The sequence below is a fragment of the Klebsiella sp. CTHL.F3a genome, assembly GCF_019890895.1.
GTDB classification, from domain to species: Bacteria; Pseudomonadota; Gammaproteobacteria; order Enterobacterales; family Enterobacteriaceae; genus Klebsiella; species Klebsiella grimontii.
The window spans coordinates 104,729-127,235 of the sequence record NZ_CP082360.1; the positions used below are offsets into that span (position 1 = coordinate 104,729).

At 56.8% G+C, this 22,507-nt stretch carries 21 protein-coding genes; 10 read left to right on the forward strand and 11 right to left on the reverse strand.

The window, feature by feature from the left end:
* The first annotated feature begins 1 nt into the window (after nucleotide 1).
* From K7H21_RS00495 to K7H21_RS00520, 6 genes are all read left to right on the forward strand, one after another.
* On the forward strand, nucleotides 2–763 hold the full coding sequence (locus K7H21_RS00495) for a CDP-diacylglycerol diphosphatase (protein WP_049123098.1): 762 nt from the start codon (nucleotides 2–4) through the stop codon (nucleotides 761–763).
* A 264-nt stretch (nucleotides 764–1,027) separates the two neighbouring features.
* Nucleotides 1,028–2,362: an MFS transporter gene (locus K7H21_RS00500; protein ID WP_004126712.1), complete on the forward strand. Its 1,335-nt coding sequence runs from the start codon at nucleotides 1,028–1,030 to the stop codon at nucleotides 2,360–2,362.
* Nucleotides 2,363–2,372: 10 nt separating this feature from the next.
* Nucleotides 2,373–3,332 (forward strand): aminoimidazole riboside kinase, encoded by a 960-nt coding sequence (locus K7H21_RS00505; RefSeq protein WP_223035506.1) that lies wholly within the window; start codon nucleotides 2,373–2,375, stop codon nucleotides 3,330–3,332.
* A 9-nt stretch (nucleotides 3,333–3,341) separates the two neighbouring features.
* Nucleotides 3,342–4,382: an ADP-ribosylglycohydrolase family protein gene (locus tag K7H21_RS00510; protein ID WP_004126707.1), complete on the forward strand. Its 1,041-nt coding sequence runs from the start codon at nucleotides 3,342–3,344 to the stop codon at nucleotides 4,380–4,382.
* 62 nt (nucleotides 4,383–4,444) lie between these two features.
* Nucleotides 4,445–5,167 carry a GntR family transcriptional regulator gene (locus K7H21_RS00515; RefSeq protein WP_223035507.1) on the forward strand — a complete coding sequence of 241 codons (723 nt, stop codon included), beginning with the start codon at nucleotides 4,445–4,447 and terminating at the stop codon, nucleotides 5,165–5,167.
* 98 nt (nucleotides 5,168–5,265) lie between these two features.
* A complete protein-coding gene (locus tag K7H21_RS00520) occupies nucleotides 5,266–6,570 on the forward strand; it encodes an SLC13 family permease (protein ID WP_223035508.1) in 1,305 nt (434 codons plus the stop codon).
* 109 nt (nucleotides 6,571–6,679) lie between these two features.
* Here K7H21_RS00520 and tpiA read toward each other — a convergent pair whose 3' ends face one another.
* Nucleotides 6,680–7,447: a triose-phosphate isomerase gene (gene tpiA / locus K7H21_RS00525; protein WP_004126701.1), complete on the reverse strand. Its 768-nt coding sequence runs from the start codon at nucleotides 7,445–7,447 to the stop codon at nucleotides 6,680–6,682.
* 108 nt (nucleotides 7,448–7,555) lie between these two features.
* The gene (locus K7H21_RS00530) at nucleotides 7,556–8,155 is read right to left on the reverse strand and encodes a DUF1454 family protein (protein WP_004126697.1); all 600 of its coding nucleotides are present in this window, start codon (nucleotides 8,153–8,155) and stop codon (nucleotides 7,556–7,558) included.
* A gap of 112 nt (nucleotides 8,156–8,267) precedes the next feature.
* Between K7H21_RS00530 and K7H21_RS00535 the strand changes: the two genes are divergently transcribed.
* Nucleotides 8,268–8,696, forward strand: coding sequence for a DUF805 domain-containing protein (locus K7H21_RS00535; RefSeq protein ID WP_004126694.1), 429 nt, complete (start codon nucleotides 8,268–8,270; stop codon nucleotides 8,694–8,696).
* Here K7H21_RS00535 and fpr read toward each other — a convergent pair whose 3' ends face one another.
* The 7 genes from fpr to gmk form a co-directional block, all read right to left on the reverse strand.
* Nucleotides 8,697–9,443 (reverse strand): ferredoxin--NADP(+) reductase, encoded by a 747-nt coding sequence (gene fpr, locus K7H21_RS00540; RefSeq protein ID WP_004126692.1) that lies wholly within the window; start codon nucleotides 9,441–9,443, stop codon nucleotides 8,697–8,699.
* A 95-nt stretch (nucleotides 9,444–9,538) separates the two neighbouring features.
* Nucleotides 9,539–10,549 carry a class II fructose-bisphosphatase gene (gene glpX, locus K7H21_RS00545; protein ID WP_004126688.1) on the reverse strand — a complete coding sequence of 337 codons (1,011 nt, stop codon included), beginning with the start codon at nucleotides 10,547–10,549 and terminating at the stop codon, nucleotides 9,539–9,541.
* 53 nt (nucleotides 10,550–10,602) lie between these two features.
* Entirely contained in the window at nucleotides 10,603–12,684 is a 2,082-nt protein-coding gene (gene recG / locus K7H21_RS00550; RefSeq protein WP_112166051.1) for an ATP-dependent DNA helicase RecG, read from the reverse strand.
* A 2-nt stretch (nucleotides 12,685–12,686) separates the two neighbouring features.
* Nucleotides 12,687–13,376, reverse strand: a complete 690-nt coding sequence (gene trmH / locus K7H21_RS00555) for a tRNA (guanosine(18)-2'-O)-methyltransferase TrmH (protein WP_004126682.1) — start codon at nucleotides 13,374–13,376, stop codon at nucleotides 12,687–12,689.
* A 163-nt stretch (nucleotides 13,377–13,539) separates the two neighbouring features.
* Entirely contained in the window at nucleotides 13,540–15,660 is a 2,121-nt protein-coding gene (spoT, locus tag K7H21_RS00560) for a bifunctional GTP diphosphokinase/guanosine-3',5'-bis pyrophosphate 3'-pyrophosphohydrolase (RefSeq protein WP_004126679.1), read from the reverse strand.
* An 18-nt stretch (nucleotides 15,661–15,678) separates the two neighbouring features.
* Complete coding sequence (gene rpoZ / locus K7H21_RS00565; protein ID WP_004106927.1) at nucleotides 15,679–15,954, reverse strand: DNA-directed RNA polymerase subunit omega; 276 nt, start codon at nucleotides 15,952–15,954, stop codon at nucleotides 15,679–15,681.
* Between the two features lie 54 nt (nucleotides 15,955–16,008).
* Complete coding sequence (gene gmk / locus K7H21_RS00570) at nucleotides 16,009–16,632, reverse strand: guanylate kinase (RefSeq protein ID WP_004126677.1); 624 nt, start codon at nucleotides 16,630–16,632, stop codon at nucleotides 16,009–16,011.
* A 257-nt stretch (nucleotides 16,633–16,889) separates the two neighbouring features.
* On the opposite strand from gmk, the gene ligB reads away from it, so the two are divergent.
* Nucleotides 16,890–18,566 carry an NAD-dependent DNA ligase LigB gene (ligB, locus tag K7H21_RS00575; RefSeq protein WP_112166049.1) on the forward strand — a complete coding sequence of 559 codons (1,677 nt, stop codon included), beginning with the start codon at nucleotides 16,890–16,892 and terminating at the stop codon, nucleotides 18,564–18,566.
* Nucleotides 18,567–18,571: 5 nt separating this feature from the next.
* Here ligB and K7H21_RS00580 read toward each other — a convergent pair whose 3' ends face one another.
* Nucleotides 18,572–19,189, reverse strand: a complete 618-nt coding sequence (locus K7H21_RS00580) for a trimeric intracellular cation channel family protein (protein ID WP_004126674.1) — start codon at nucleotides 19,187–19,189, stop codon at nucleotides 18,572–18,574.
* 274 nt (nucleotides 19,190–19,463) lie between these two features.
* Here K7H21_RS00580 and K7H21_RS00585 point away from each other — a divergent pair, with 274 nt between their 5' ends.
* A complete protein-coding gene (locus K7H21_RS00585) occupies nucleotides 19,464–20,723 on the forward strand; it encodes a chloride channel protein (RefSeq protein WP_142471519.1) in 1,260 nt (419 codons plus the stop codon).
* 73 nt (nucleotides 20,724–20,796) lie between these two features.
* On the opposite strand, the gene K7H21_RS00590 is transcribed toward K7H21_RS00585, so the two are convergent.
* Complete coding sequence (locus K7H21_RS00590; RefSeq protein ID WP_223035509.1) at nucleotides 20,797–21,660, reverse strand: YicC/YloC family endoribonuclease; 864 nt, start codon at nucleotides 21,658–21,660, stop codon at nucleotides 20,797–20,799.
* A 123-nt stretch (nucleotides 21,661–21,783) separates the two neighbouring features.
* Here K7H21_RS00590 and rph point away from each other — a divergent pair, with 123 nt between their 5' ends.
* Nucleotides 21,784–22,500 carry a ribonuclease PH gene (rph, locus tag K7H21_RS00595; protein ID WP_004106921.1) on the forward strand — a complete coding sequence of 239 codons (717 nt, stop codon included), beginning with the start codon at nucleotides 21,784–21,786 and terminating at the stop codon, nucleotides 22,498–22,500.
* Nucleotides 22,501–22,507 lie beyond the last annotated feature (7 nt).

Sequence of the window (22,507 nt, forward strand, 5' to 3'; positions counted from 1 at the left end):
AATGCGAAGAGTACGATACCTTTTATTAGCGCTGCTGGTGGCGGTTGTGGCGGCGATGGCCGGCGGCTACTACTGGCTCCATTCCGGCAACCCTGACGCGTTGCGCAAAATTGTTCTGCAGCAGTGCGTCCCCAACCAACAGCAGAATCAGGATCCCGCACCCTGTGCGGAAGTGAACCTGAAGGGCGGCTATGTGCTGTTTAAAGACCGCAATGGCCCGCTGCAGTATCTGCTGATGCCGACCTACCGTATTAACGGCACCGAAAGCCCGCTGCTGCTCAATCCCCTGACGCCGAACTTCTTCTGGCAGGCCTGGCAGGGGCGCGAAATCATGAGCCAGCATCGTGGTTCCGCTGTATCGGATGACGCGGTCTCCTTGACCATCAACTCGCGCAGCGGACGCACGCAAAATCATTTCCATATCCATATCTCCTGCCTGCGTCCCGATGTCCGTACTCAGCTGGACAAGGAAGCGCCCGCTATCAGCAGTCGCTGGTTGCCGCTGCCCGGTGGACTACTGGGCCACGAATATCTGGCGCGCCGGGTCACCGAAACGGAGCTGGCGCAGCGCAGCCCGTTCCTGATGCTGGCCGAAGAGGTACCGGAAGCACGTGAACATATGGGCCGTTTTGCGCTGGCGATGGCGAAGCAGAGCGATGGTTCGCTGGTGCTGCTGGCGACCGAGCGTAACCTGTTGACGCTGAATCGCGCATCGGCGGAAGAGATTCAGGACCATAGCTGCGCCATTCTGGAATCCCGTTAATTTTCTTTACGTTCCCGCCATTTATTATCTCCTTGATTCTTATCCCGGTTTAACGCCGGGGTAGGATCGGGTGCATAAAAATATGTGAAACCGATCAAAAGATATAAAGGTATACCTTTATATCTTTTTGAGTGTGGTTACACTCTCTTCATCGCCTCCATAAATTTCTGGCGGCGGCTTATATATAAAAACGTTTTTATTTCATGTAGTGACATCATTAATTGCTCACCCTATTTGCGCTGTTAAGCGTAAAGGAATATCAACATGAAACTTTCTATTGTGGAAAAGATCGGCTTCGGCGCAGGAGACATGGCGATAAACGTTGTGATTATCGCCATGCAGCTGCTGCTCGCCTATTTCTATACCGATATCTATGGCCTGAGCGCCGCTGATGTTGGCGTACTGTTCGTGGTTGTACGGATGATCGATGCGATTATCGATCCCGCCATGGGGGTTCTTACCGATAAGCTGAATACGCGCTGGGGACGTTATCGCCCGTGGCTGTTGTGGTTTGCAATCCCTTTTGGCTTCGCCGTTTATTTGATGTTTATCACGCCTGATATGGCCTATATGGCCAAACTGGCATGGGCCTACGGCACCTATATTCTGATGACTCTGGTCTATACCGCCATAACCATTCCTTATATTTCGATGATTGGCGTAATCACCAGCGACCCTGTCGAACGCTTAAGCGCAAACGGCTATCGCTTTGTGATGACTAAGATTGCCGCTTTTCTGGTAACTATCGTTGTGCCGATGCTCGCCGTCTGGCTGGGGCAGGGCAACAAGGCGCTGGGCTATCAGTTTTCAATGGGGCTGATGGGCGCGATGGGCGCCGTGCTGTTTATCTTCTGTTTTCTCACCACGCGTGAACGCAGCGAGCCGGAAATTACCTCGCTCTCGGTGGGGAAGCAGTTTAAGTATCTGTTACGTAACGATCAGTGGATTATTCTCGGCGTTGTTATTTTACTGCTGATGTGCGGCTATGTTATTCGTGGTTCCGTCGCGGCTTATTATGCTAAGTATTATCTGAACGGTGGCGATAGCCTGATTTCACCCTTCCTGACCACCGGCGTCATCGCTTCTATTTTGGCGATGATCGCCACCACATGGATAACCAAGTTCTGGGATAAAATTAAGATGTTCCGCTACACCCAGATTATTACTTTTATCCTGAGCGCGCTGATGTATTTCTCCGTCGGGCGTGAAAACCTTGTCCTGGCGTTTGCGTTCTATTTTCTTATTAATTTCTTCTGCGATATGCAAATGCCGGTGTTCTGGTCCTCTATCGCTGAAGCGGTAGATTACGGAGAAAAGAAAACCGGGCTGCGCGTTTCCGGACTCGCGTTTGGCGGCATCCTCTTCTTCCAGAAGTTTGGTATGGGCATTGCGGGAGGCATTCTTGGATTTCTGCTGAGCCACTTCGGCTATCAGGCCGATGTTGAACAGAGCGCACGTTCTCTCACCGGCATTGCGCTGATGATGACGCTCATTCCTGCCCTGTTCCACCTTGCGGTGGGGCTGCTTATGAAAAAATATCTGATTAATAACGAATATTACCGTGATATTCAGCTCGCCCTCGCGCAGAAAAAGGCATAAGGAGGCGCAAATGGACACCATCAATAAAGTTTGGGTTATCGGTGACGCCTCCGTTGACCTGGTGCCGGAAAAACAAAATAGCTACCTGAAATGTCCCGGTGGAGCATCGGCCAACGTGGGAGTGTGCGTGGCCAGGCTGGGCGGAGAATGCGGTTTTATCGGCTGTCTTGGCGACGATGATGCCGGGCGTTTTCTGCGCCAGGTATTCCAGGACAATGGCGTAGATGTCTCATTTCTTAGGCTGGACGCGAGCCTGACCAGCGCGGTGCTGATCGTCAATCTGACGGCTGACGGCGAGCGCAGCTTTACCTATCTGGTGCATCCAGGAGCCGACACCTACGTTTCGCCGCAGGATCTGCCGCCGTTCAGGAAACACGAATGGTTTTACTTTAGTTCGATAGGCCTCACCGACAGCCCCGCCCGCGAGGCGTGCCTTGAGGGGGCGAGACGTATGCGTGAGGCCGGCGGCTACGTTCTTTTTGACGTCAACTTACGCAGCAAGATGTGGCGCGATGCTACGGAGATCCCTGATCTGATCGCCCGATCTGCCGCGCTTGCCTCTATCTGCAAAGTCTCAGTAGATGAGCTTTGTCAGCTGAGCGGCGCCAGCCGCTGGCAGGATGCGCGTTATTACCTGCGCGATCTGGGCTGTGAGACCACCATTATTTCTCTGGGTGCCGATGGCGCGCTGCTCATTACCGCCGAGGGGGAGTTCCTTTTTCCTGCTCCGCGCGTTGACGTCGTCGATACCACCGGAGCAGGCGATGCCTTTGTTGGCGGCCTGCTGTTCACGCTTTCCCGTGCAAACGGCTGGTCTCATGCCCTGCTGGCGGAGGCTATCGGTAATGCCAACGCCTGTGGTGCGATGGCGGTGACGGCAAAAGGTGCGATGACGGCCCTGCCGTTTCCCGACCAGCTAAACACTTTTCTGGCCAGCCATTCGCTGGCACAAGCTATGACCATGAAATAAGGAGTCATCATGCACGTTGATCAAAACAAAATACTGGGATGCCTGGTTGGCGCCGCCGCCGCGGACGCGATGGGAGCGGCAACGGAAGTTCGGACTCAGCAGCAAATTAAGGACTATTTTGGCGGCTGGGTGACAACCTTTCAAAAACCGCCGGCGGATACGTTTGGCCGCTGCAATGAAGCGGGCATGTGCACCGATGATTTTATTCAGGCTAAGTACATTATGGACGCGCTGCTGTGCCATCAGCGCCAGGTCAGCGACGAAGCGATGCGCGAGGCGTTCCAGCAGTGGCTGGATTATCCTTACTACGCCAACTTTACCGGTCCGACGACGCGCGCGGCGATGAAAGCGATCTTCAATGACAACCGCGCCTCTTTGCAGGGCGAGCTGGAAGGTGAAAAACAGTCGGTACAGATTATTAATAAAGGAAACGCGGAAGCCACGAACGGCGCGGCGATGAAGATTTGGCCAGCGGCGGTGCTGCACCCCGGCAATATCGACGCGGCAATTGAATGTGCGCTGCAGATTTGCCGCTTTACGCACAACAATGTGCTGGCGATGTCCGGCGCGGCGGCGATGGCCGCGGCAACCAGCGAGGCGTTAAGATCGCAGACCAATGCAGACAGCATTATTGCCGCCGGTGTTTACGGCGCTCAAAAGGGCTATCTGCTGGCGCAGGAGCAAGGAGCGATGATGGTTGCAGGCCCTTCCGTTGCCCGGCGCATTGAGCTGGCGGTGGAGATCGGTAAACGTCATCGCCATTGGGAAACCGCGGTAGTGGAAATCGCCGATATTATTGGTTCCGGGCTGCACGTAAGTGAAGCAGTGCCTGCGGCCTTCGGTCTGTTCGCGTGTTGTCCGAATTCTGCCGTAGATGCTATTATCTCCGGCGTTAATATCGGCAATGATACTGATACTGTCGCCACCATGGTTGGGGCGATCTCCGGCGCATTTCATGGTGCGGATGCTTTCCCCGCCGATTATTTAACGACCGTGGATCGTATGAATCATTTCGATTTGGCAGAACTGGCCAGGCAAATCGCAGGGTAGCGAATTCACCCTGCCGGGGACGGTGAAACGTCCCCTGCTGGCGAAGACGTGAGGTGCGCAGTTTGCAGGTTGATAAAACGAGCTTTACTCCGCTTTATAAGCAACTATTTTTTATCATCTGTCAGCAGATCCAAAACGGGTCTTTGCCTTTAGGCAGCCAGCTGCCGACGCAAAAAGAGGTCGCCAGAGCCTACAACGTCTCGTTGATTGTGGTGAAGCAGGCCTGGAGCGAATTAATCAATGCCGGCATTATTTCGTCCCAGCGCGGAAGCGGCTCGGTAGTATGTTCCGTGCCGGAAGGCGTGAGCTATGGCCATACGTTTCGCGGAATTACCAGCGATCTTCAGGATGCCAGCGTCGAGATTGAGAACCGTATTCTGGAAATCGCTCCGCGCCGCGCGCGCGATGCTCAGGCAGATGGCTTGAGCCTTCCTGCCCATCATCATTATCTTTATATCTCGCGTATTCGTTGCCTGAATAACCGCCCGTTCAACCATGAAAAAATATATCTCGATCTTAGCTTCTTTCCCGGCCTGGAATTGACCCCGTGGTCGCTGGAACATACGTCGCTTTATTCGTTATTAAACGTTACAAGCGACTCGGCGATTGAAAAAGTTGAGGCGATTTTACCTTCCCCCGAGTTATGTGAAAAACTGCAGATTGCTGAGAATAAACCGCTGCTATCCGTCGCCAGACAGACGTTTCAGGCCGGACACGATAGTCCTTTTGAATATTGCCGTTATTACGTGCTGTCTGAATACTTTGGTGAGATCCATTATCACTAAACTGCCTGTATCCATCCCGTAATAACCCCACCATATCTGGCGTTTACCTGTCTTATTGTCCGTCGTATTCTTGCTGAAAAAAACGACAGGAGACAGGTATGTCGCTCTGGTTTTCCCACCCTCTGTTCCTTCCCTCTATCATCGTCGGCATCACTATTCTCCTCTGGGCGACCTCGCTACTGCCGGAGTTTATGACCGCGCTGCTGTTTTTTGCCGCGGCGATGATCGCCAAAATCGCGCCGCCGGAGGTGATTTTCGGCGGCTTTGCCTCATCGGCGTTCTGGCTGGTGTTCAGCGGCTTTGTGCTGGGGATCGCTATACGCAAAACCGGGCTGGCGGACAGGGGGGCCCGGTCGCTCTCGTCGCGGCTAACCGACTCCTGGCCGCTGATGGTCGGCAGCGTGGTGCTGCTCAGCTATGCGCTGGCGTTTGTGATGCCGTCCAATATGGGACGTATCGCGCTGCTGATGCCGATTGTGGCGGCAATGGCCAGGCGTGCCGGTATCGAAGAGGGGACGCGCCCGTGGTTTGGCCTGGCGCTGGCGGTGGGGTTCGGGACCTTCCAGCTGTCTGCCACCATCCTGCCCGCTAACGTCCCGAATCTGGTGATGAGCGGCGCGGCGGAGGGGTCATTCGGCATCCACCTGAATTACCTGCCCTATTTACTGCTGCATACGCCGGTACTCGGCTGGCTCAAAGGGGCTGTGCTGATCGCCTTGATATGCTGGCTGTTTCCCGGAAAACCGCACCCGCCGCGCGACATGACGCCGCTGCCGCCGATGAGCCGCGATGAGAAGCGCCTGGCGTGGCTGCTGGTGGTGGTGCTGACGCTCTGGGTGACGGAGAGCTGGCACGGCGTGGGGCCGGCCTGGACAGGGCTGGCGGCGGCGGTGATAACGCTGCTGCCGCGGGTCGGTTTTATCAGCGGCGAGGAGTTTTCCAGCGGCGTGAATATCCGCACCTGTATTTACGTCGCCGGAATTTTGGGACTGGCGATCACCGTGACGCAAACCGGTATCGGCGGCGTGGTGGGGAATGCCCTGCTGCAGATTATGCCGCTGGATAAAGAGAGTCCGTTCACCAGCTTTCTCGCATTGACCGGCATTACCAGCGCGCTGAACTTTATCATGACCGCTAACGGCGTACCGGCGCTGTATACCACCTTCGCGCAGAGCTTCTCCGATGCCACCGGCTTCCCGCTGCTGAGCGTGATTATGATTCAGGTGCTGGGGTACTCCACGCCGCTGCTGCCGTATCAGGCGTCACCGATTGTCGTGGCGATGGGGCTAGGGAAAGTGCCTGCGCGGGCGGGAATGCTGCTGTGTATCGCGCTAGCGGCGGTGAGCTATTTGATTCTGCTGCCGCTGGACTATCTGTGGTATCAGGCGCTGGGGAAACTGTAGCGGTGTAAAAAACCCGGCTTGCGCTGCGCTGAGCCGGGCTACAAATATTGCAGATTTCTGGTCAGTAGCCCCGGTTGCGAAGCGCGACCGGGATAGCCTTTAAAGCGAATTACGCTTTTTTCGCGGCTTCTGCTGCTTTAACGATCACCGCGAAAGCGTCAGCTTTCAGGGATGCGCCGCCAACCAGCGCGCCGTCGATGTCCGGCTGGGTAAACAGCTCTGCTGCGTTGCCCGCGTTAACGGAACCGCCGTACTGGATGATCACTTGTTCAGCCACTTTCGCATCGGCTTTCGCGATGTGGTCGCGAATAAATTTGTGTACTGCCTGAGCCTGAGCCGGGGTAGCGGATTTGCCGGTACCGATCGCCCATACGGGTTCGTAAGCGATAACCACGCCTTCGAAGGCCGCCGCGCCCTGAGTTTTCAGAACGGCGTCGATTTGACGGGCGCACACTTCTTCCGTTTTGCCCGCTTCGTTTTCCGCTTCGGTTTCACCGATGCACAGAACCGGGATCAGACCCTGCTCTTTCAGTACCGCGAATTTTTTAGCGATGAGCTCGTCGGACTCTTTATGGTAGGTACGACGCTCGGAGTGGCCGATGATGATGTACTGAGCGCCGATGTCTTTCAGCATTTCAGCAGAGGTTTCGCCGGTGAATGCGCCGGACAGGTTCAGGTCAACGTTCTGCGCGCCCAGGTGAATGTGGCTGCCGGCAGCGGCTTGTTTCGCCAGGTCGATGTACATTTCAGGCGGAGCAATTGCAACTGCACAGCCGGTCACGCCAGCCAGTTCGGTACGCAGGTTCGCGACCAGTTCGTTTACCATGTGGCGGCTGCCGTTCAGTTTCCAGTTACCCATCACTAAAGGATGTCGCATTTTTATTCTCCACGCTTCAAAGCGAATTAAGGAATATAGCCGCCCCCGAGGGCAGCATGGTCTGTGAAACAGTATAGAGATTCATCACTGGAAAGGCTTTGCTTTTTGTCATTTATTGTTGTTTTCCAGCGTTTCAGATAGCGCCAGCTTAATCGGTTCAACAGCGAAGGTCAGCCCCTTTTCGCCGTTGTCCGCCACCACATAGCGTACCGCGCCTTCGGTTTCGCTGAAGTAACGTTTACCTTTTCCGGCGGTCAGCAATTTTTGCAATTTTTGCTGGCTTTGCGTCTGGCTCAGGGTGGGCACAAAAGCGCGCATCACGGCGCTCATATACTCCTGAGCCCTGGCTTTCGCCGCTTTCTGCTGCGGCCCCTGAATCGGTAGCCAGGTTATTTGCATCGATTTAATTTTGAGGGTTCCACGTTCAAGCGCGGTCGACGCGTAGAGGTTCTCATTGATCTTGGTGGCGGCGCGGGTCAGGTTCGCCTGGTCTTTGCTGGCGGCGACGGCGCGAAATTCATTGAGCGTTAGCTTCGGGTTATCGCGATTGAATTTTTCCCGAAACTCGCTGATGGAAATATCAAAGACCGGCGCGCCGGAGAGAAGATAGGGTGCCGTAGCACCGGCGTCTGACTCGGCGGACAACGCCTTTTGGCCAACGGATAACGCCGCCAGCCCAATCAAACATAAGGTTGCCCACTTCTTCATGCCCATCTTCCCTTTTTTTATCTGCTGACGATTAAAACGAGAACCGTCACGCTTGTCAAAAAGTCACGCCTTCAGGGTAAACTACGTCGGTGATGATGATAAGGAATAAAATATGACCCTACAGCAGTGGCTATTCTCAATTAAAGGGCGGATTGGACGTCGCGACTTCTGGATCTGGATCGCTATCTGGATAATGACCATGAGCGCGCTGTTCACGCTGGCTGGCAGTAATCTTCTTAATTTACAGACGGCGGCTTTTATTCTGGTGTGCTTGCTGTGGCCGACGGCGGCGGTGACCATTAAACGCCTGCACGATCGGGGTAAATCCGGTCTCTGGGCGCTGCTAATGATTCTGGCGTGGATGCTGCTGGCGGGCAACTGGTCAATGCTGCCTGGGGTCTGGCAGTGGGGCGTCGGGCGGTTTATACCGACGCTGATTATCGTCATGATGCTGATCGACCTGGGCGCGTTTGTCGGCACCCAGGGCGCGAATAAGTTTGGTAAAGAGACGCTGGACGTACGCTGGAAAGCGGAATCCTGATTACCAATAGTGTTCGGCTGTCATATGACCCGGTCGGCGACGCAGGTGCTTGCTCATCTGCCGGGTCTCTTTCAGTAGCTGCTGGGTGTCGCGCACCATCTGCGGGTTACCGCACAGCATAACGTGGCTGCTCTCGGCGTTCATCGGCAGGCCGACGGCCTCTTCCAGCGCGCCGGTCTCAATCAGGAACGGGATGCGCCCCGTGAGCATGCCCGGCGCGGTTTCCCGACTGACGACTGACTGGATGCGCAGCTTGCCCGCATAGCGCGCTTCCAGCGCCTGCATCTGCGGCAGATAGCTGAGATCGGCGGCATAACGCGCGGCGTGCACCAGTACCAGGTTTTTAAAACGATCCAGGTCTTTCCCTTCTTCGAGAATCGACAGGTACGGGCCAATGGCTGTGCCGGTGGCGAGCATCCATAGCGTGTCGCAATCCGGTACCTCTTCCAGGACAAAGAAACCAGCGGCTTCGCTGACAATCTGCACTTCGTCGCCCGGCTTCAGTGCCGCCAGCCGCGGGCTGAGCTTGCCCTCCGGAACCGTCACCAGGTAGAACTCAAGATCGGGATTACCGGGGGCGTTGACGTAGGAATAGGCGCGCTGCACGCGTTCACCGTCAATGTCCAGGCCTAGCTTGGCAAACTGACCTGCGGTAAACGGCGCAACCGGTGCGTGAACGGTGAGGCTAAACAGTGCATCAGTCCAGTTTTGTACTTTTACCACTTTACCTGTAACCCAGTTGGCCATAGCGTCTCTCCTCTCAATCCTGTTAGCGTATCTTCACCGCGACGAGAGCAGATTTCCAGCCCGAAAAGGCTGGAAAGCTCTATTGATCAAATGTTTTACAGGATGTGCAGCTGGATATCCGGATCTTTGCGATCGAGATAATGAATCGACTGAATACGGCGAATTGTGCGGGATTTGCCGCGGATCAGCAGAGTTTCGGTGGTGGCCATATTGCCTTTACGGGTGATACCGTCCAGCAGATCGCCTTTGGTGATGCCGGTCGCTGAGAAAACGACGTTGTCGCTGCGCGCCATATCGTCCAGGCGCAGCACTTTGCCTGCTTCAATGCCCATTGCTTTGCAGCGTTCCAGCTCGTTTTCGCCGATGCGGCGGTTCTCTTCGCTGTCGCCCTTCACGTGGTGACGCGCCAGCAGACGGCCGTTCATATCGCCGTCCAGCGCGCGGATCACCGCTGCGGAAACGACGCCCTCCGGCGCGCCGCCGATACCGTACATAACGTCAACTTCGCTGTCCGGCATACAGGTCAGAATAGAGGCGGCAACGTCGCCGTCGGGGATAGCAAACACGCGCACGCCCAGCTTTTGCAGCTCAACAATGACCTTATCATGGCGCGGCTTGGCTAAGATGGTGACCGTTAATTCGCTCAGCGGCTTATTCAGCGCGCGGGCGATATTATGCAGGTTCTCCGCCAGCGGCAGGTTCATATCGATGGTGCCTTTCGCCCCTGGGCCGACGATCAGCTTTTCCATGTACATATCCGGCGCGTTCAGGAAGCAGCCCTTATCGCCTACCGCCATGACCGCCAGCGCGTTCGCCTGGCCCATCGCCGTCATGCGGGTGCCTTCGATGGGATCGACAGCGATATCTACCGCATCGCCGTGGCCGGTACCGACGCGCTCGCCGATGTACAGCATCGGCGCTTCGTCGATTTCGCCTTCGCCAATCACGATGGTGCCGTCGATGTTGATCAGGTTGAGCATAATACGCATGGCGTTGACGGCGGCGCCGTCGGCGGTGTTTTTATCACCACGGCCTAACCACTTGTAGCCTGCCAGTGCGGCGGCTTCGGTGACGCGCGAAAATTCGATGGCCAGTTCTCGTTTCATAATCCACTCATCTGAATAAAAATTATGCGCAGCGTGGCGAGATGACGTTCGCGCTACGCGTTGGAATAGCGTTCGGTTTCCGGCATCCAGCGCTCAATCAGGGCCTGGGCCTGCTGGGGATAGCGTTCGTGAATATGGCGGGCGATGCGCTGAACTTCCGGGATCATGGCCTGATCGCGCAATAAGTCCGCAACTTTAAATTCAGCATTGCCGGTCTGACGGGTGCCAAGCAGCTCGCCGGGACCGCGAATTTCCAGGTCTTTTTGGGCGATGACGAAACCGTCGTTGCTATCGCGCAGAACCTGCAGGCGCTTCTGGGCGGTTTTTGAAAGCGGCGATTTGTAGAGTAGCACGCAGTGGGAAGCTACCGCGCCGCGCCCGACGCGGCCTCTGAGCTGGTGCAGTTGAGCCAGGCCCAGACGCTCCGGGTTTTCGATGATCATCAGACTGGAGTTGGGCACGTCCACACCGACTTCAATCACCGTGGTGGCGACCAGCAGATGCAGCTCGCCCTGCTTGAATGCGCTCATCACCGCCTGCTTCTCGGCGGACTTCATGCGCCCGTGCACCAGGCCGATATTCAGCTCCGGCAGCGCGAGCTTCAGCTCTTCCCAGGTGGCTTCCGCCGCCTGGGCTTCCAGCAGATCCGACTCTTCAATCAGCGTACAGACCCAGTAGGCCTGACGACCTTCGTGGGTGCAGGCGTTGCGCACGCGGTCAATAATATCGCTGCGGCGGGTATCCGGAATAGCCACCGTAGTGACCGGCGTACGGCCCGGCGGCAGTTCATCGATGACCGAGGTGTCGAGATCGGCATAAGCGGTCATCGCCAGGGTTCGTGGAATCGGCGTGGCGGTCATAATCAGCTGGTGCGGGTGAAAACCCTGCTGTTGGCCTTTTTCCCACAGCGCCAGCCGCTGATGGACGCCAAAACGGTGCTGTTCGTCGATAATCACCAACGCGAGGCCGTTAAACTGGACCTGCTCCTGAAAGATGGCGTGGGTCCCGACAATCATCTGCACCTGTCCGCTGGCGATAGCCTCCTGCTGCGCCAGGCGCGCTTTGCCTTTTTGTTTGCCCGCCAGCCAGCCAACCTCAACGCCCAGCGGTTCGAACCAGTTGCGGAAATTATTGGCGTGCTGTTCAGCCAGCAGCTCGGTCGGTGCCATCAGCGCCACCTGTTTGCCGTGGGCGATGGCGCGCAGGGCGGCAAGCGCGGCAACCAGGGTTTTACCGGAACCCACGTCACCCTGCACCAGACGCATCATCGGCACGTCCAGCGCCATATCGCGCTCGATTTCAGCCGTCACGCGCGCTTGCGCGCCGGTCGGCGTAAAGGGGAGGGAGGCCAGCAGCTTGTCTTTTAACGTGTCGTTAGCGCTAAGCGCGAGGGCGTGATAGCGCTGGGCGCCTGCCCGCAGCGCCAGCATGCTGAGGTTATGCGCCAGCAGCTCTTCCAGAATTAAGCGCCGCTGGGCTGGATGTTTACCGCTTTCCAGCTCGCCAAGCTGTAACGTGGGCGGCGGGCGATGCAGGGTGCGTAAGGCGTCCGGCAGGCTCATCATCCCCTGGGCCAACTCCGGCGGCAGCAGCTCGGCGATAGCGCAGGTTTCAAGCAGCTCAAGCGCCTGGTCAGTGAGCTTGCGCAGCGTAGCCTGCTTGATGCCTTCGGTGGTGGGATAAACCGGGGTCAGCGTTTCCTGTAAATCAGGCGTACTCATGTCGCCCTGAACCCGATATTCCGGGTGGATCATCTCCGCTCCGTGCTTACCGCGCTTCGCTTCGCCGTAGGCCAGTACGCGGCGCCCGGTTGCCAGGCTGTTTTTCATCGCCGCGCTGAAGTTAAAAAAGCGCATGGTGAGGATGCCGGAACCGTCGCTTATCTGGCAGGTCATCATCCGGCGGCCGCCGAAAGTGATATTGCAGTTGAGAACTTCGCCTTCAACGGTGGCGTAAACGCCGGGCAGCAGTTCGCCGATTTGATACAGATGGGTGCGGTCTTCGTAGCGTAGCGGCAGGTGCAGGAGCAGATCCTGTACCGTATGCAGGCCAATCTTTGCCAGTTTACTACTCTGGGCCGCGCCAACGCCCGTCAGGGAGTTGAGCGGCACCGCATCCAGCAGACGGCCCTGCATGATTACTTCGCCGCCTGCATGGTGGCCCACCACGCGGCATCGGCTTCGACTTCACCCTGCTCGTTGATGTGGGGGTAGGGGAGACCTTTGCGTTTTGCGACCCTCGCCAGCACCGGATAGCCGCCCTCAAACAGCAGGCGCTGCTGGTCTTCTTCCGGCAGCATGCTGTTCTCGCGCTGGTACATGCCGGCGTTCTGCCGCTGGCGCTGGGCTTCATAGAGGATAAGCGCTGAGGCGACGGAAACGTTCAGCGACTGCACCATGCCAATCATTGGAATGATGATGTCCTGGTCCGCCAGGTCTAACGCTTCCTGCGTAATGCCGGTTTTCTCCTGCCCCATCAGGATACAGGTAGGGCGGGTATAGTCGATTTCACGGAAATCAACGGCTTTATCAGAGAGATGGGTCGCCAGGATCTGCATTCCCTGGCCTTTTAAATGCGTGACGGCCTCGCCAATAGTACGGTGGGTTTTAACCTGCACCCAGCTATTGCTGCCGGCCGCCGCAGAGGCCATGGTACGCATACGGCTGCCCGGCCAGATGGCGTGCACTTCATGCACGCCAACGGCGTCAGCCGTACGAATGACCGCAGAGACGTTATGAGGTTTGTGGACCTGCTCCATGCAGACCGTCAGGTCAGGCTGACGCCTGGCGAGCATCTCGCAGATACGCGCATAACGCTGTAAATTCATTACACTTCATCCTTCGAATGACTCTTTAATCGCCGCGGATTACTCGGCCCATCCCTGGGCCTCGCCCCTTGCGGGGCTGCTGTAAGCAGCGTTCAAATCCGCTCCCGGCAGATTTGTCATTCGCTTGCCGCCTTGATGCAATTCGAATGATTTTGTGTCAGAGCTAGTTTCGGTTACGGGTGACTTTTATCACATCCGGCATGACGCGAATTTTGCGCATAATATTCGCCAGATGCACGCGGTCGCGCGCGGTGAGGCGAATAAAGGCGCTGTAAACGCGGCCATCTTTCTCTTCCGTATTCAGGCTTTGGATATTGGAAGAGGCGGTGTTGATCGCGGCGGTAAGATTCGCCAGGGCACCCTGATGGTTGAACATGTCCACCTTGATTTCGGTGATAAATTCCTGCGCCGTCTCTTTGTCCCACTCGACCGCCATAAATTTCTCCGGCTCTTTCTGATAGCCGCGAATGTTACGACAGGACTCATGGTGGATGACCAGGCCTTTGCCCGGACTAACGTGCGCAATAATCGGGTCGCCGGGGATCGGACGGCAGCATTTGGCAAAGGTGATCAGCACGCCATCCGCGCCTTTAATCGGCAGATGGTTATGGCCGACAGGCGCCGGCTGTACAGGCACGGCGGTAGTTTCACCCTGCTGTAGGTTTTTGGCCACCACGACGCTCATGGCGTTGCCGAGGCCGATTTCGGCCAGCAGATCGTCAAGCGTGGTCAGCTTCATGCGCTCAATTTCACGCTGAATATTCTCTGGCGGAATCTCCGCCAGCTTACGGCTACCGCCGAGGGCGTGGTTGAGCAGGCGGCGTCCGAGGCTAACGGAATCGTCGCGCTTGAGGTTTTTCAGCAGCTGGCGAATTTTGGCGCGCGCTTTCGAGCTGACGACAAAGTTCAGCCACGCGGCGTTCGGGCGTGCGCCCGGCGCGGTGATGATTTCCACCGTTTGGCCGCTGGAGAGCGACTGCGATAGCGGATAGGGCTGGCGGTCGACGCGCGCGCCGACGCAGGCATGGCCGATATCGGTATGCACCGCGTAGGCGAAGTCCACCGGCGTCGCGCCAGCGGGCAGTTCGACAATGCGCCCTTCCGGGGTGAAAACGTAAATCTCATCCGGGAACAGATCGGATTTCACGCTCTCAATGAATTCAAATGAACTACCGGCGCTCTGCTGAAGCTCCAGCAGGCTCTGCATCCAGCGCTGGGCGCGGATTTGCGCCGTGGTGCTGCTCTCGCCGCCGTGCTCTTTATAAGCCCAGTGCGCCGCAACCCCCATTTCCGCCATCTGGTCCATGTCTTCGGTACGAATTTGTACCTCAACCGGGACGCCGTGCGGGCCGATCATCGAGGTGTGCAAAGATTGATAGCCGTTCGCCTTTGGAATGGCAATGTAGTCTTTGACGCGACCCGGACGCGGCTTGTAAAGGCTGTGCATCTGGCCTAGCACGCGATAGCAGGTGTCAGAATCATGGACAATCACGCGGAAGGCGTAGATATCCATAATCGAGTGAAAACGCTGCTCTTTGAGCACCATCTTGCAGTAGATGGAGTACAAATGCTTTTCACGGCCGCTTACGCGACAGGGAATTCCCGCTTCCTGCAGGCGCCCTTCGATTTCGGAGAGGATCTTTTGAATCATCTCTTTACGGTTACCGCGCGCCGCTTTGACCACCTCTTTAATGACGCGGTAGCGGTTAGGATACAGCGCCTCAAAGCCCAGCTCTTCGAGCTCGGTTTTGATGTGATGAATACCTAAACGGTGCGCCAGAGGGCTGTAGATTTCCAGCGTTTCGCGGGCGATGCGGCGACGCTTATCCGGGCGCAATGAGCCCAGCGTACGCATGTTATGGGTGCGGTCAGCAAGCTTGATAAGGATGACGCGGATATCCTGCACCATCGCCATAATCATTTTGCGAAAGTTTTCGGCCTGGGCCTCTTTTTTGTCGCGAAACTTAAGCTTATCAAGTTTTGATACCCCCTCTACCAGTTCAGCAACGCTTTTACCAAAAAGCTGTTCCATGTCCTGGTAGGTGGCGGGGGTATCTTCTATCACGTCGTGCAGCAGAGCGGCCATCAGCGTTTCGTGGTCGAGTTTCATCTCGGCCAGGATACAGGCTACCGCTACCGGGTGCGTGATATAGGGTTCACCGCTTGAACGTGTCTGGCCCTCGTGAGCGTCACGTGCAACGAGATAAGCCTGCCGAAGACGTTTAATTTGCTCTTCGGGCAGGTAGTTTTGAATCAGCTGATTCAGGCTTTCAAACAGATACAAGGGCGACCCGCAGTGTGATTAACGACGACCTTCAGCAATAGCGGTAACGGCTTGTAATTCAGCGGCTTCCTGCTCTTGCTGTTCCTGGCGCTCACGAACGTCGAGGATCTTATTGTTGATCAAACCCTCTTCGATTTCGCGCAGTGCGATAACGGTAGTTTTATCGTTTTCTTCCGGTACCAGCGGATCCTTTCCGCCTACCTGCATCTGACGAGCGCGACGCGCGGCGACCAGCACCAGGTCAAAACGGTTACCAATTTTCTCTACAGCGTCCTGAACAGTTACGCGTGCCATACTTAAAATGCTCCACAGGTGAAGAAATGACTGGGCATAATACTGAATGTGGGTTCAGTCTGCCAACAGTTTGGTGATTAAAGCGCCATGTCGCTGCTTTTGGCGGCTCATGCGCAGACGTTCGGCGCGAATAATAATTTTCAGATCGCTCAGCGCGGTATCAAAATCATCATTCACAATCAGGTAATCATATTCCGCGTAATGGCTCATTTCTGCAACTGCCTGCGCCATACGTTTCGCGATAACCTCTTCGCTATCCTGACCGCGGCCGCGCAGGCGACGATCAAGCTCATCTTTTGACGGCGGCAGAATAAAAATACTGCGCGCGCCGGGCATTCTGTTGCGGATTTGCTGCGCGCCCTGCCAGTCGATATCAAGGAAGACGTCGACGCCGGTCGCCAGTACCTGCTCGATAGCTTCGCGCGAGGTGCCGTAATAGTTGCCAAAGACTTCTGCATGTTCAAGAAAAGCGTCTCTGCCAATCATCGTTCTGAATTCGTCGTGATTCACAAAGAAATAGTGTTCACCGTGCACTTCACCCGGGCGCGGAGCGCGTGTGGTATGCGAAACAGAAACCTGAGAGTCGTACAACGGTTGGGTTTTTAATAAAGCCTGAATCAGGCTGGATTTACCCGCGCCGCTAGGGGCGGAAACAATATAAAGCGTGCCTTGAGCCATGAGTGTCTTTTGTATGTGATGGTCGAAATAGAGCTTACATACGAGCCTATTATACACGGCGGCGCAGCGTGACGCAGTCCCTGTCACACTTTTTGCGTTCTTTCTTTCATTTTGCTTGCTGTTTTCCTGATTTCTCCGTGCGTTGCAGAAACAACGCAGAAAAGCCGGAAGCATGCTCGCAGCGTTAAAAATCCCCTCTCGCCGATGAAAATAAGCCTGCGGCACAATCCCCGGTGAGAAAACAGGAGGGCATCGCGATGCAAAAAGGAGTCTGGGCGCTGGTGCTGTGGATGCTGGTGGGATACGGGCAGGCAGCCTGCCCCGCGTGGCCGCAGGCCAGGGCTGAACAGGAAATCGAACGTCTTGGTCAGCGGATAACTGAATGGAATAACGCCTACTGGCAGCAGGGGAGCAGTACGGTAAGCGATGAAGTCTATGACCAGCTTGCGGCGCGGCTGGCATACTGGCAGCGCTGCTTCGCCAGCGAGACCCCCGCTCGCTTTGCGCTTCCGTCGCTAAGGGGAGATATCAGACATCCGGTAGCGCACACCGGCGTGCGTAAACTGGCGAATCAAGCCGACGTGGCGCGCTGGATGCGCGGCCAGTCCAGCCTGTGGGTACAGCCGAAAGTCGATGGCGTCGCGGTCACGCTCGTATATCGGCAAGGGCGTTTGACGCAGGCGATAAGCCGGGGTAACGGCTTGACCGGAGAAGACTGGACGGCCAGGGTCTTGCAGATCCCCTCCGTTCCTAAAACTTCTGATGGCTTACTCGCGAATAGCGTGCTGCAAGGCGAGCTGTTCCTGCTCCGCGAGGGGCATGTGCAAAAGCGAATGGGCGGCATGAACGCGCGGGCAAAAGTAGCTGGCATGATGATGCGACAGGAGGCGCAAGCGGAGCTTGATAGGCTGGGCATCTTTATCTGGGCGTGGCCAGATGGTCCAGAGGATATGGAACAGCGGCTGGCGCTGCTGCGGCAGGGCGGCTTTCTTTACAGCGCGCTTTTTTCGCATCCTGTCGCGGATGCGCAGCAGGTTGAACGGTGGCGCCAGCGTTGGTTAACTTCACCGCTGCCTTTTGCCACCGATGGCGTTGTGGTGCGGCGGGCGAAAGAGTCCTCCGGGCGTTTCTGGGCGCCGGGTCAGGGCGATTGGGTTATCGCCTGGAAATATCCGCCTGCCTCGCGGGTTATGGAGGTTCGCGGTATCAGCTTCAGCACCGGTCGTAGCGGTAAAATAGCCGTGGTGGCGCTCCTGGAGCCGCAGCTGCTGGACGATAAGCGCGTGCAGCGGGTGAACATCGGCTCGGTATCCCGCTGGCACAATCTGGACATCGGTATTGGCGATCAGCTGCAAATCAGCCTTGCCGGGCAGGGGATACCGCGCATCGATTCGGTCGTCTGGCGCACGGCTCAGCGTAATAAACCCCAGCCACCGGCGGCGCGTTTCAATGCCTTAACCTGCTATTTCGCCACCCCAGAGTGCGCGGAGCAGTTTCTCTCGCGGCTGGTCTGGCTCTCATCCCGATCGGTTCTCGATATTGACGGCGCGGGGGAAACGCTGTGGCGGTCCCTGCATGATGCGCGCGGCATGGAGCATCTCTTCTCATGGCTGGCGTTTACGCCGGAGCGGCTGCAATCCATCCCGGGCATCTCTGCGCAGCGTGGGCAGCGGCTGTGGCATCAGTTCAATCTTGCGCGCGAACGGCCTTTCCTGCGCTGGATACAGGCAATCGGCGTGCCCATACCGAAGACGGCATTTGCCGGGCTGAAGGAGGATGACTGGCGACAGATGCAGGATCGCAACGAAGAGCAGTGGCGACGCCTGCCGGGCATCGGGGAAGAACGGGCGCGGCAGCTGGTGACGTTCTTGCATCATCCGGATGTCGCCGCGCTAGCGAAGTGGCTAAGCGGGCAACACGTTCCGGGATTCTGAAAGCACTAATGTGCGCTATGGTTGTAATTAAACACCGGCAGGCCCAGCTTCCAGCGCAGCGCCAGCATGCGGGCGGTAAAGCCGAACAGCAGGGTGGAGATAACCACCACATCGTGATTGCTGACGTAATGCTGGAGCGCGATATAAAGCACCGCGGCGGCGAATGATACCCCAGCGTACAGCTCTTTCTGGAACACCAGCGGGATGCGCTTGCAGAACATATCGCGCAGCACGCCGCCAAAGACGCCGGTGATCACGGCGGCAATGGAGGCGATGACCGGGCCCTGGCCCATATCCAGCGCGATCTGGGCGCCAATGATAGAAAACACGATCAGGCCGAGCGCATCAAGCACCAGAAACAGACGGCGCAGATGCGGCATCACCGGCGCGGCAATCGTGGTCAGGACCGCGGCGACGGCGACAATAATCACGTATTCAGGGTGCTGCACCCAGCCCAGCGGGTAGTGGCCAAGCAAAATATCGCGCACTGAACCGCCTCCGAGAGCCGTCGCGGTGGCAATAATAATGACGCCAAACGTATCCATACGGCGGCGTCCGGCAGCCAGCGCGCCGGTCATGGCTTCCGCCGTAATCCCAATCAGATAAAGAATATGAAGCAGCATAAATCCCCCACGGTGATGGCGGAAGGTTAACGATTTGTGCTCAGGATCACGATTGAGATTTTCTAAAGTGAATGCGTTTAACCTGATTAAACTAATGCACGATAGGTTTAAATTGGCTGAATTTAACGGTTTATTTGTCATTTATTCATTTTTATTGATTATAAAAAGTAATGTGAAAGCCGTCGATGCGTATCGGTATTGAAAACGCGATGAATACCTGTTGTTTAACTCTCAACCTTTATCCTTTTATTTTCCTCCTTCAAGGCCTGAGAAAATGACTGTAGCAGCTGGCAATAAAAACTATCTCACCCGCCTGATTGCCGTTGTGCTGACGGGGCTGCTTGCCGGTCTATCAGGCATGGTTCTGGCGCTGATTTTACACGCGATTCAGCACCTGGCCTTTGGCTACAGCCCCGGGCAGATCGTGAGCGCGGAGTCATTTTTACAGGGCGTCACGGATTCATCCTGGCCTCGTCGCATCTCGGCCATTGTGGCGGGGGGAGCCATCGCAGGATTTGGCTGGTGGCTCCTTGGGCGCTATGGGCAGAAGCGAGTCTCAATAGCGTCAGCGGTGGCGAATCCTTCCGTGCCAATGCCTGCGGGTACCACAACGATTCATGCCCTGTTGCAGATTGTCACCGTGGCGCTGGGTTCTCCGCTTGGTCGCGAAGTGGCTCCCCGGGAAATGGGCGCGCTGGGAGCGGGGATGGTGGCGCGTAAGCTGGGGCTGACGGCGGATGAAACCCGAACGCTGGTTGCCTGCGGCGCCGGTGCGGGCCTGGCGGCGGTGTATAACGTCCCGCTGGCCGGTGCGTTATTCAGCCTTGAGGTCATGCTGCTGTCGTTTAGCTGGGAAAAAACGCTGGCGGCGATGATTACCTCGGCGATTGCCGCGTGGACGGCAACGCTCGGGTTAGGCGAGGAATCGCAATACCATTTTGCTTCCGACATCCTGCCGCATTCATTTCTCTGGTGGGCAATTATCGCCGGCCCCATTCTTGGCGCCGGGGCCTGGCTCTTCCGCAAAGCGACCAGCACGGCGCGCTCGCGGGTCCGAAGCAACTGGCAGATGCCGGTTTTCTGTCTACTGGCGTTTTCTCTGCTCGCCGTCCTCAGCCTCTATTTCCCCCAGCTTCCGGGAAACGGTAAAGGACCTATGCAGCTGGCTCTCAACGATGAACTGGGTTTCCCCGGGGCGGCGATGCTGCTGGCGCTAAAAATGGTGGTGATTCTGGCGGTGCTGCGCGGCGGTGCGGAAGGCGGCCTGCTGACGCCGGGGCTGGCGGTCGGCGGCCTGACCAGCCTGCTGCTGTGTATGCTCTGGCAACAGCTGCTTCCCGGCGGAGATTACGGCAGTTTTGCTCTCGTCGGCGCGGCGGCGTTTCTCGCCGCATCCATGCAGATGCCGCTCACAGCGGTCGCGCTGGTGATGGAGTTCACCCACATGGATCACAGCTATCTGGCACCTACGCTGCTGTGCGCCGCAGGGGCATTTTTAACCTGCCGGATATTGGACAAAAACTACGTCTTCTGAAACGCAGCGAAAATAAAAGGCCATGATTTACCATGGCCTTTTGTCTGAGCGTGATGTGGCGGGCGGGGAACCGTTACTCGATGTTCTGGATCTGCTCGCGCATTTGTTCGATCAGCACTTTCAGCTCAATGGCGGAGTTCGTCACTTCGGCATTGATTGATTTAGACGCCAGGGTGTTCGACTCGCGGTTGAACTCTTGCATCATAAAGTCGAGACGGCGACCGACCGCTTCTTTCTTCTTCAGGATATTCCACGTTTCTTTCACGTGTGCTTCCAGACGATCCAGCTCTTCGGCGACGTCTATACGCTGCGCCATCAGCACCAGCTCCTGCTCGAGGCGGTTGTTTTCCAGCGGCACTTCCGCATCTTCCAGCTTGGCAACCAGACGCTCGCGTTGCCACTGTAAAATTTCCGGCATATGGGCGCGCACTTTAGCCACTTCGGCCGTCACGCCGTCGAGACGCTGTTCGATCAGCGCTTTCAGCGCCTGGCCTTCGGTTTCGCGGGCGACGATAAAGTCATCCAGCGCGCCGTTTAACGCGCCCAGGATTTCGGCGGCAATGGCGTCCAGATCCTGCTCATGAGCTGACATTACGCCCGGCCAGCGCAGAATATCGACTGGATTGATTTCGCCTTCGTCGCTCTGCATTTTGACCCAGTTGGCGGCGTTAACCAGCTGCTTTGCCAGTTTCTCGTTGAGGATCAGCTCGCCCTGCGCGCTCGGGTCCTGCTCAAAACGCAGGGTACATTCGACTTTACCGCGGGTCAGACGGGAACGAATACGTTCACGCACCACGGGCTCCAGGCTACGGAACTGCTCCGGCAGGCGGAAGTAGGTTTCCAGATATCGTTGGTTTACCGAGCGCAGTTCCCACGCGGCGCTACCCCATTCACCCTTGATTTCACGCCGGGCGTAGGCGGTCATACTGCGGATCATAGACGTTCCTGTTTTTAAAGGAGAGTGGGGTGGATTATAGCTTTCGAGGCCTTATCAGGATAGGAATAAGCGCGCATTATCCGTATAATGCGCAGCCACATTCGTTTCAAGCCGGAGAACACCATGCGTCCAGCAGGCCGTAGCGCTAATCAAGTGCGCCCAGTAACCCTGACCCGTAACTACACAAAACACGCAGAAGGCTCCGTGCTGGTCGAATTTGGTGACACGAAAGTATTGTGCACCGCTTCTATTGACGAAGGCGTGCCGCGCTTTCTGAAAGGCCAGGGCCAGGGGTGGATCACCGCTGAATACGGCATGCTGCCGCGTTCTACCCACACGCGTAACGCGCGTGAAGCCGCAAAAGGTAAGCAGGGCGGACGCACCATGGAAATCCAGCGCCTGATCGCGCGTGCGCTACGCGCTGCAGTTGACCTGAAAGCGCTGGGTGAGTTCACCATCACGCTGGACTGCGACGTGCTGCAGGCAGACGGCGGCACCCGTACCGCGTCTATCACCGGAGCCTGCGTGGCGCTGGCCGATGCGCTGAATAAGCTGGTCGCGGCCGGTAAGCTGAAAACCAACCCGATGAAGGGAATGGTGGCGGCGGTCTCCGTGGGTATCGTGAATGGCGAAGCGATTTGCGATCTGGAATACGTTGAAGATTCCGCGGCGGAAACCGATATGAACGTGGTGATGACCGAAGATGGCCGCATCATTGAGGTGCAGGGAACGGCGGAAGGCGAGCCGTTCACCCATGAAGAACTCCTCACCCTGCTGGCATTGGCCCGGGGGGGTATCGAATCCATTGTCACGACGCAGAAAGCGGCGTTGCAAAACTAGTTTTTAA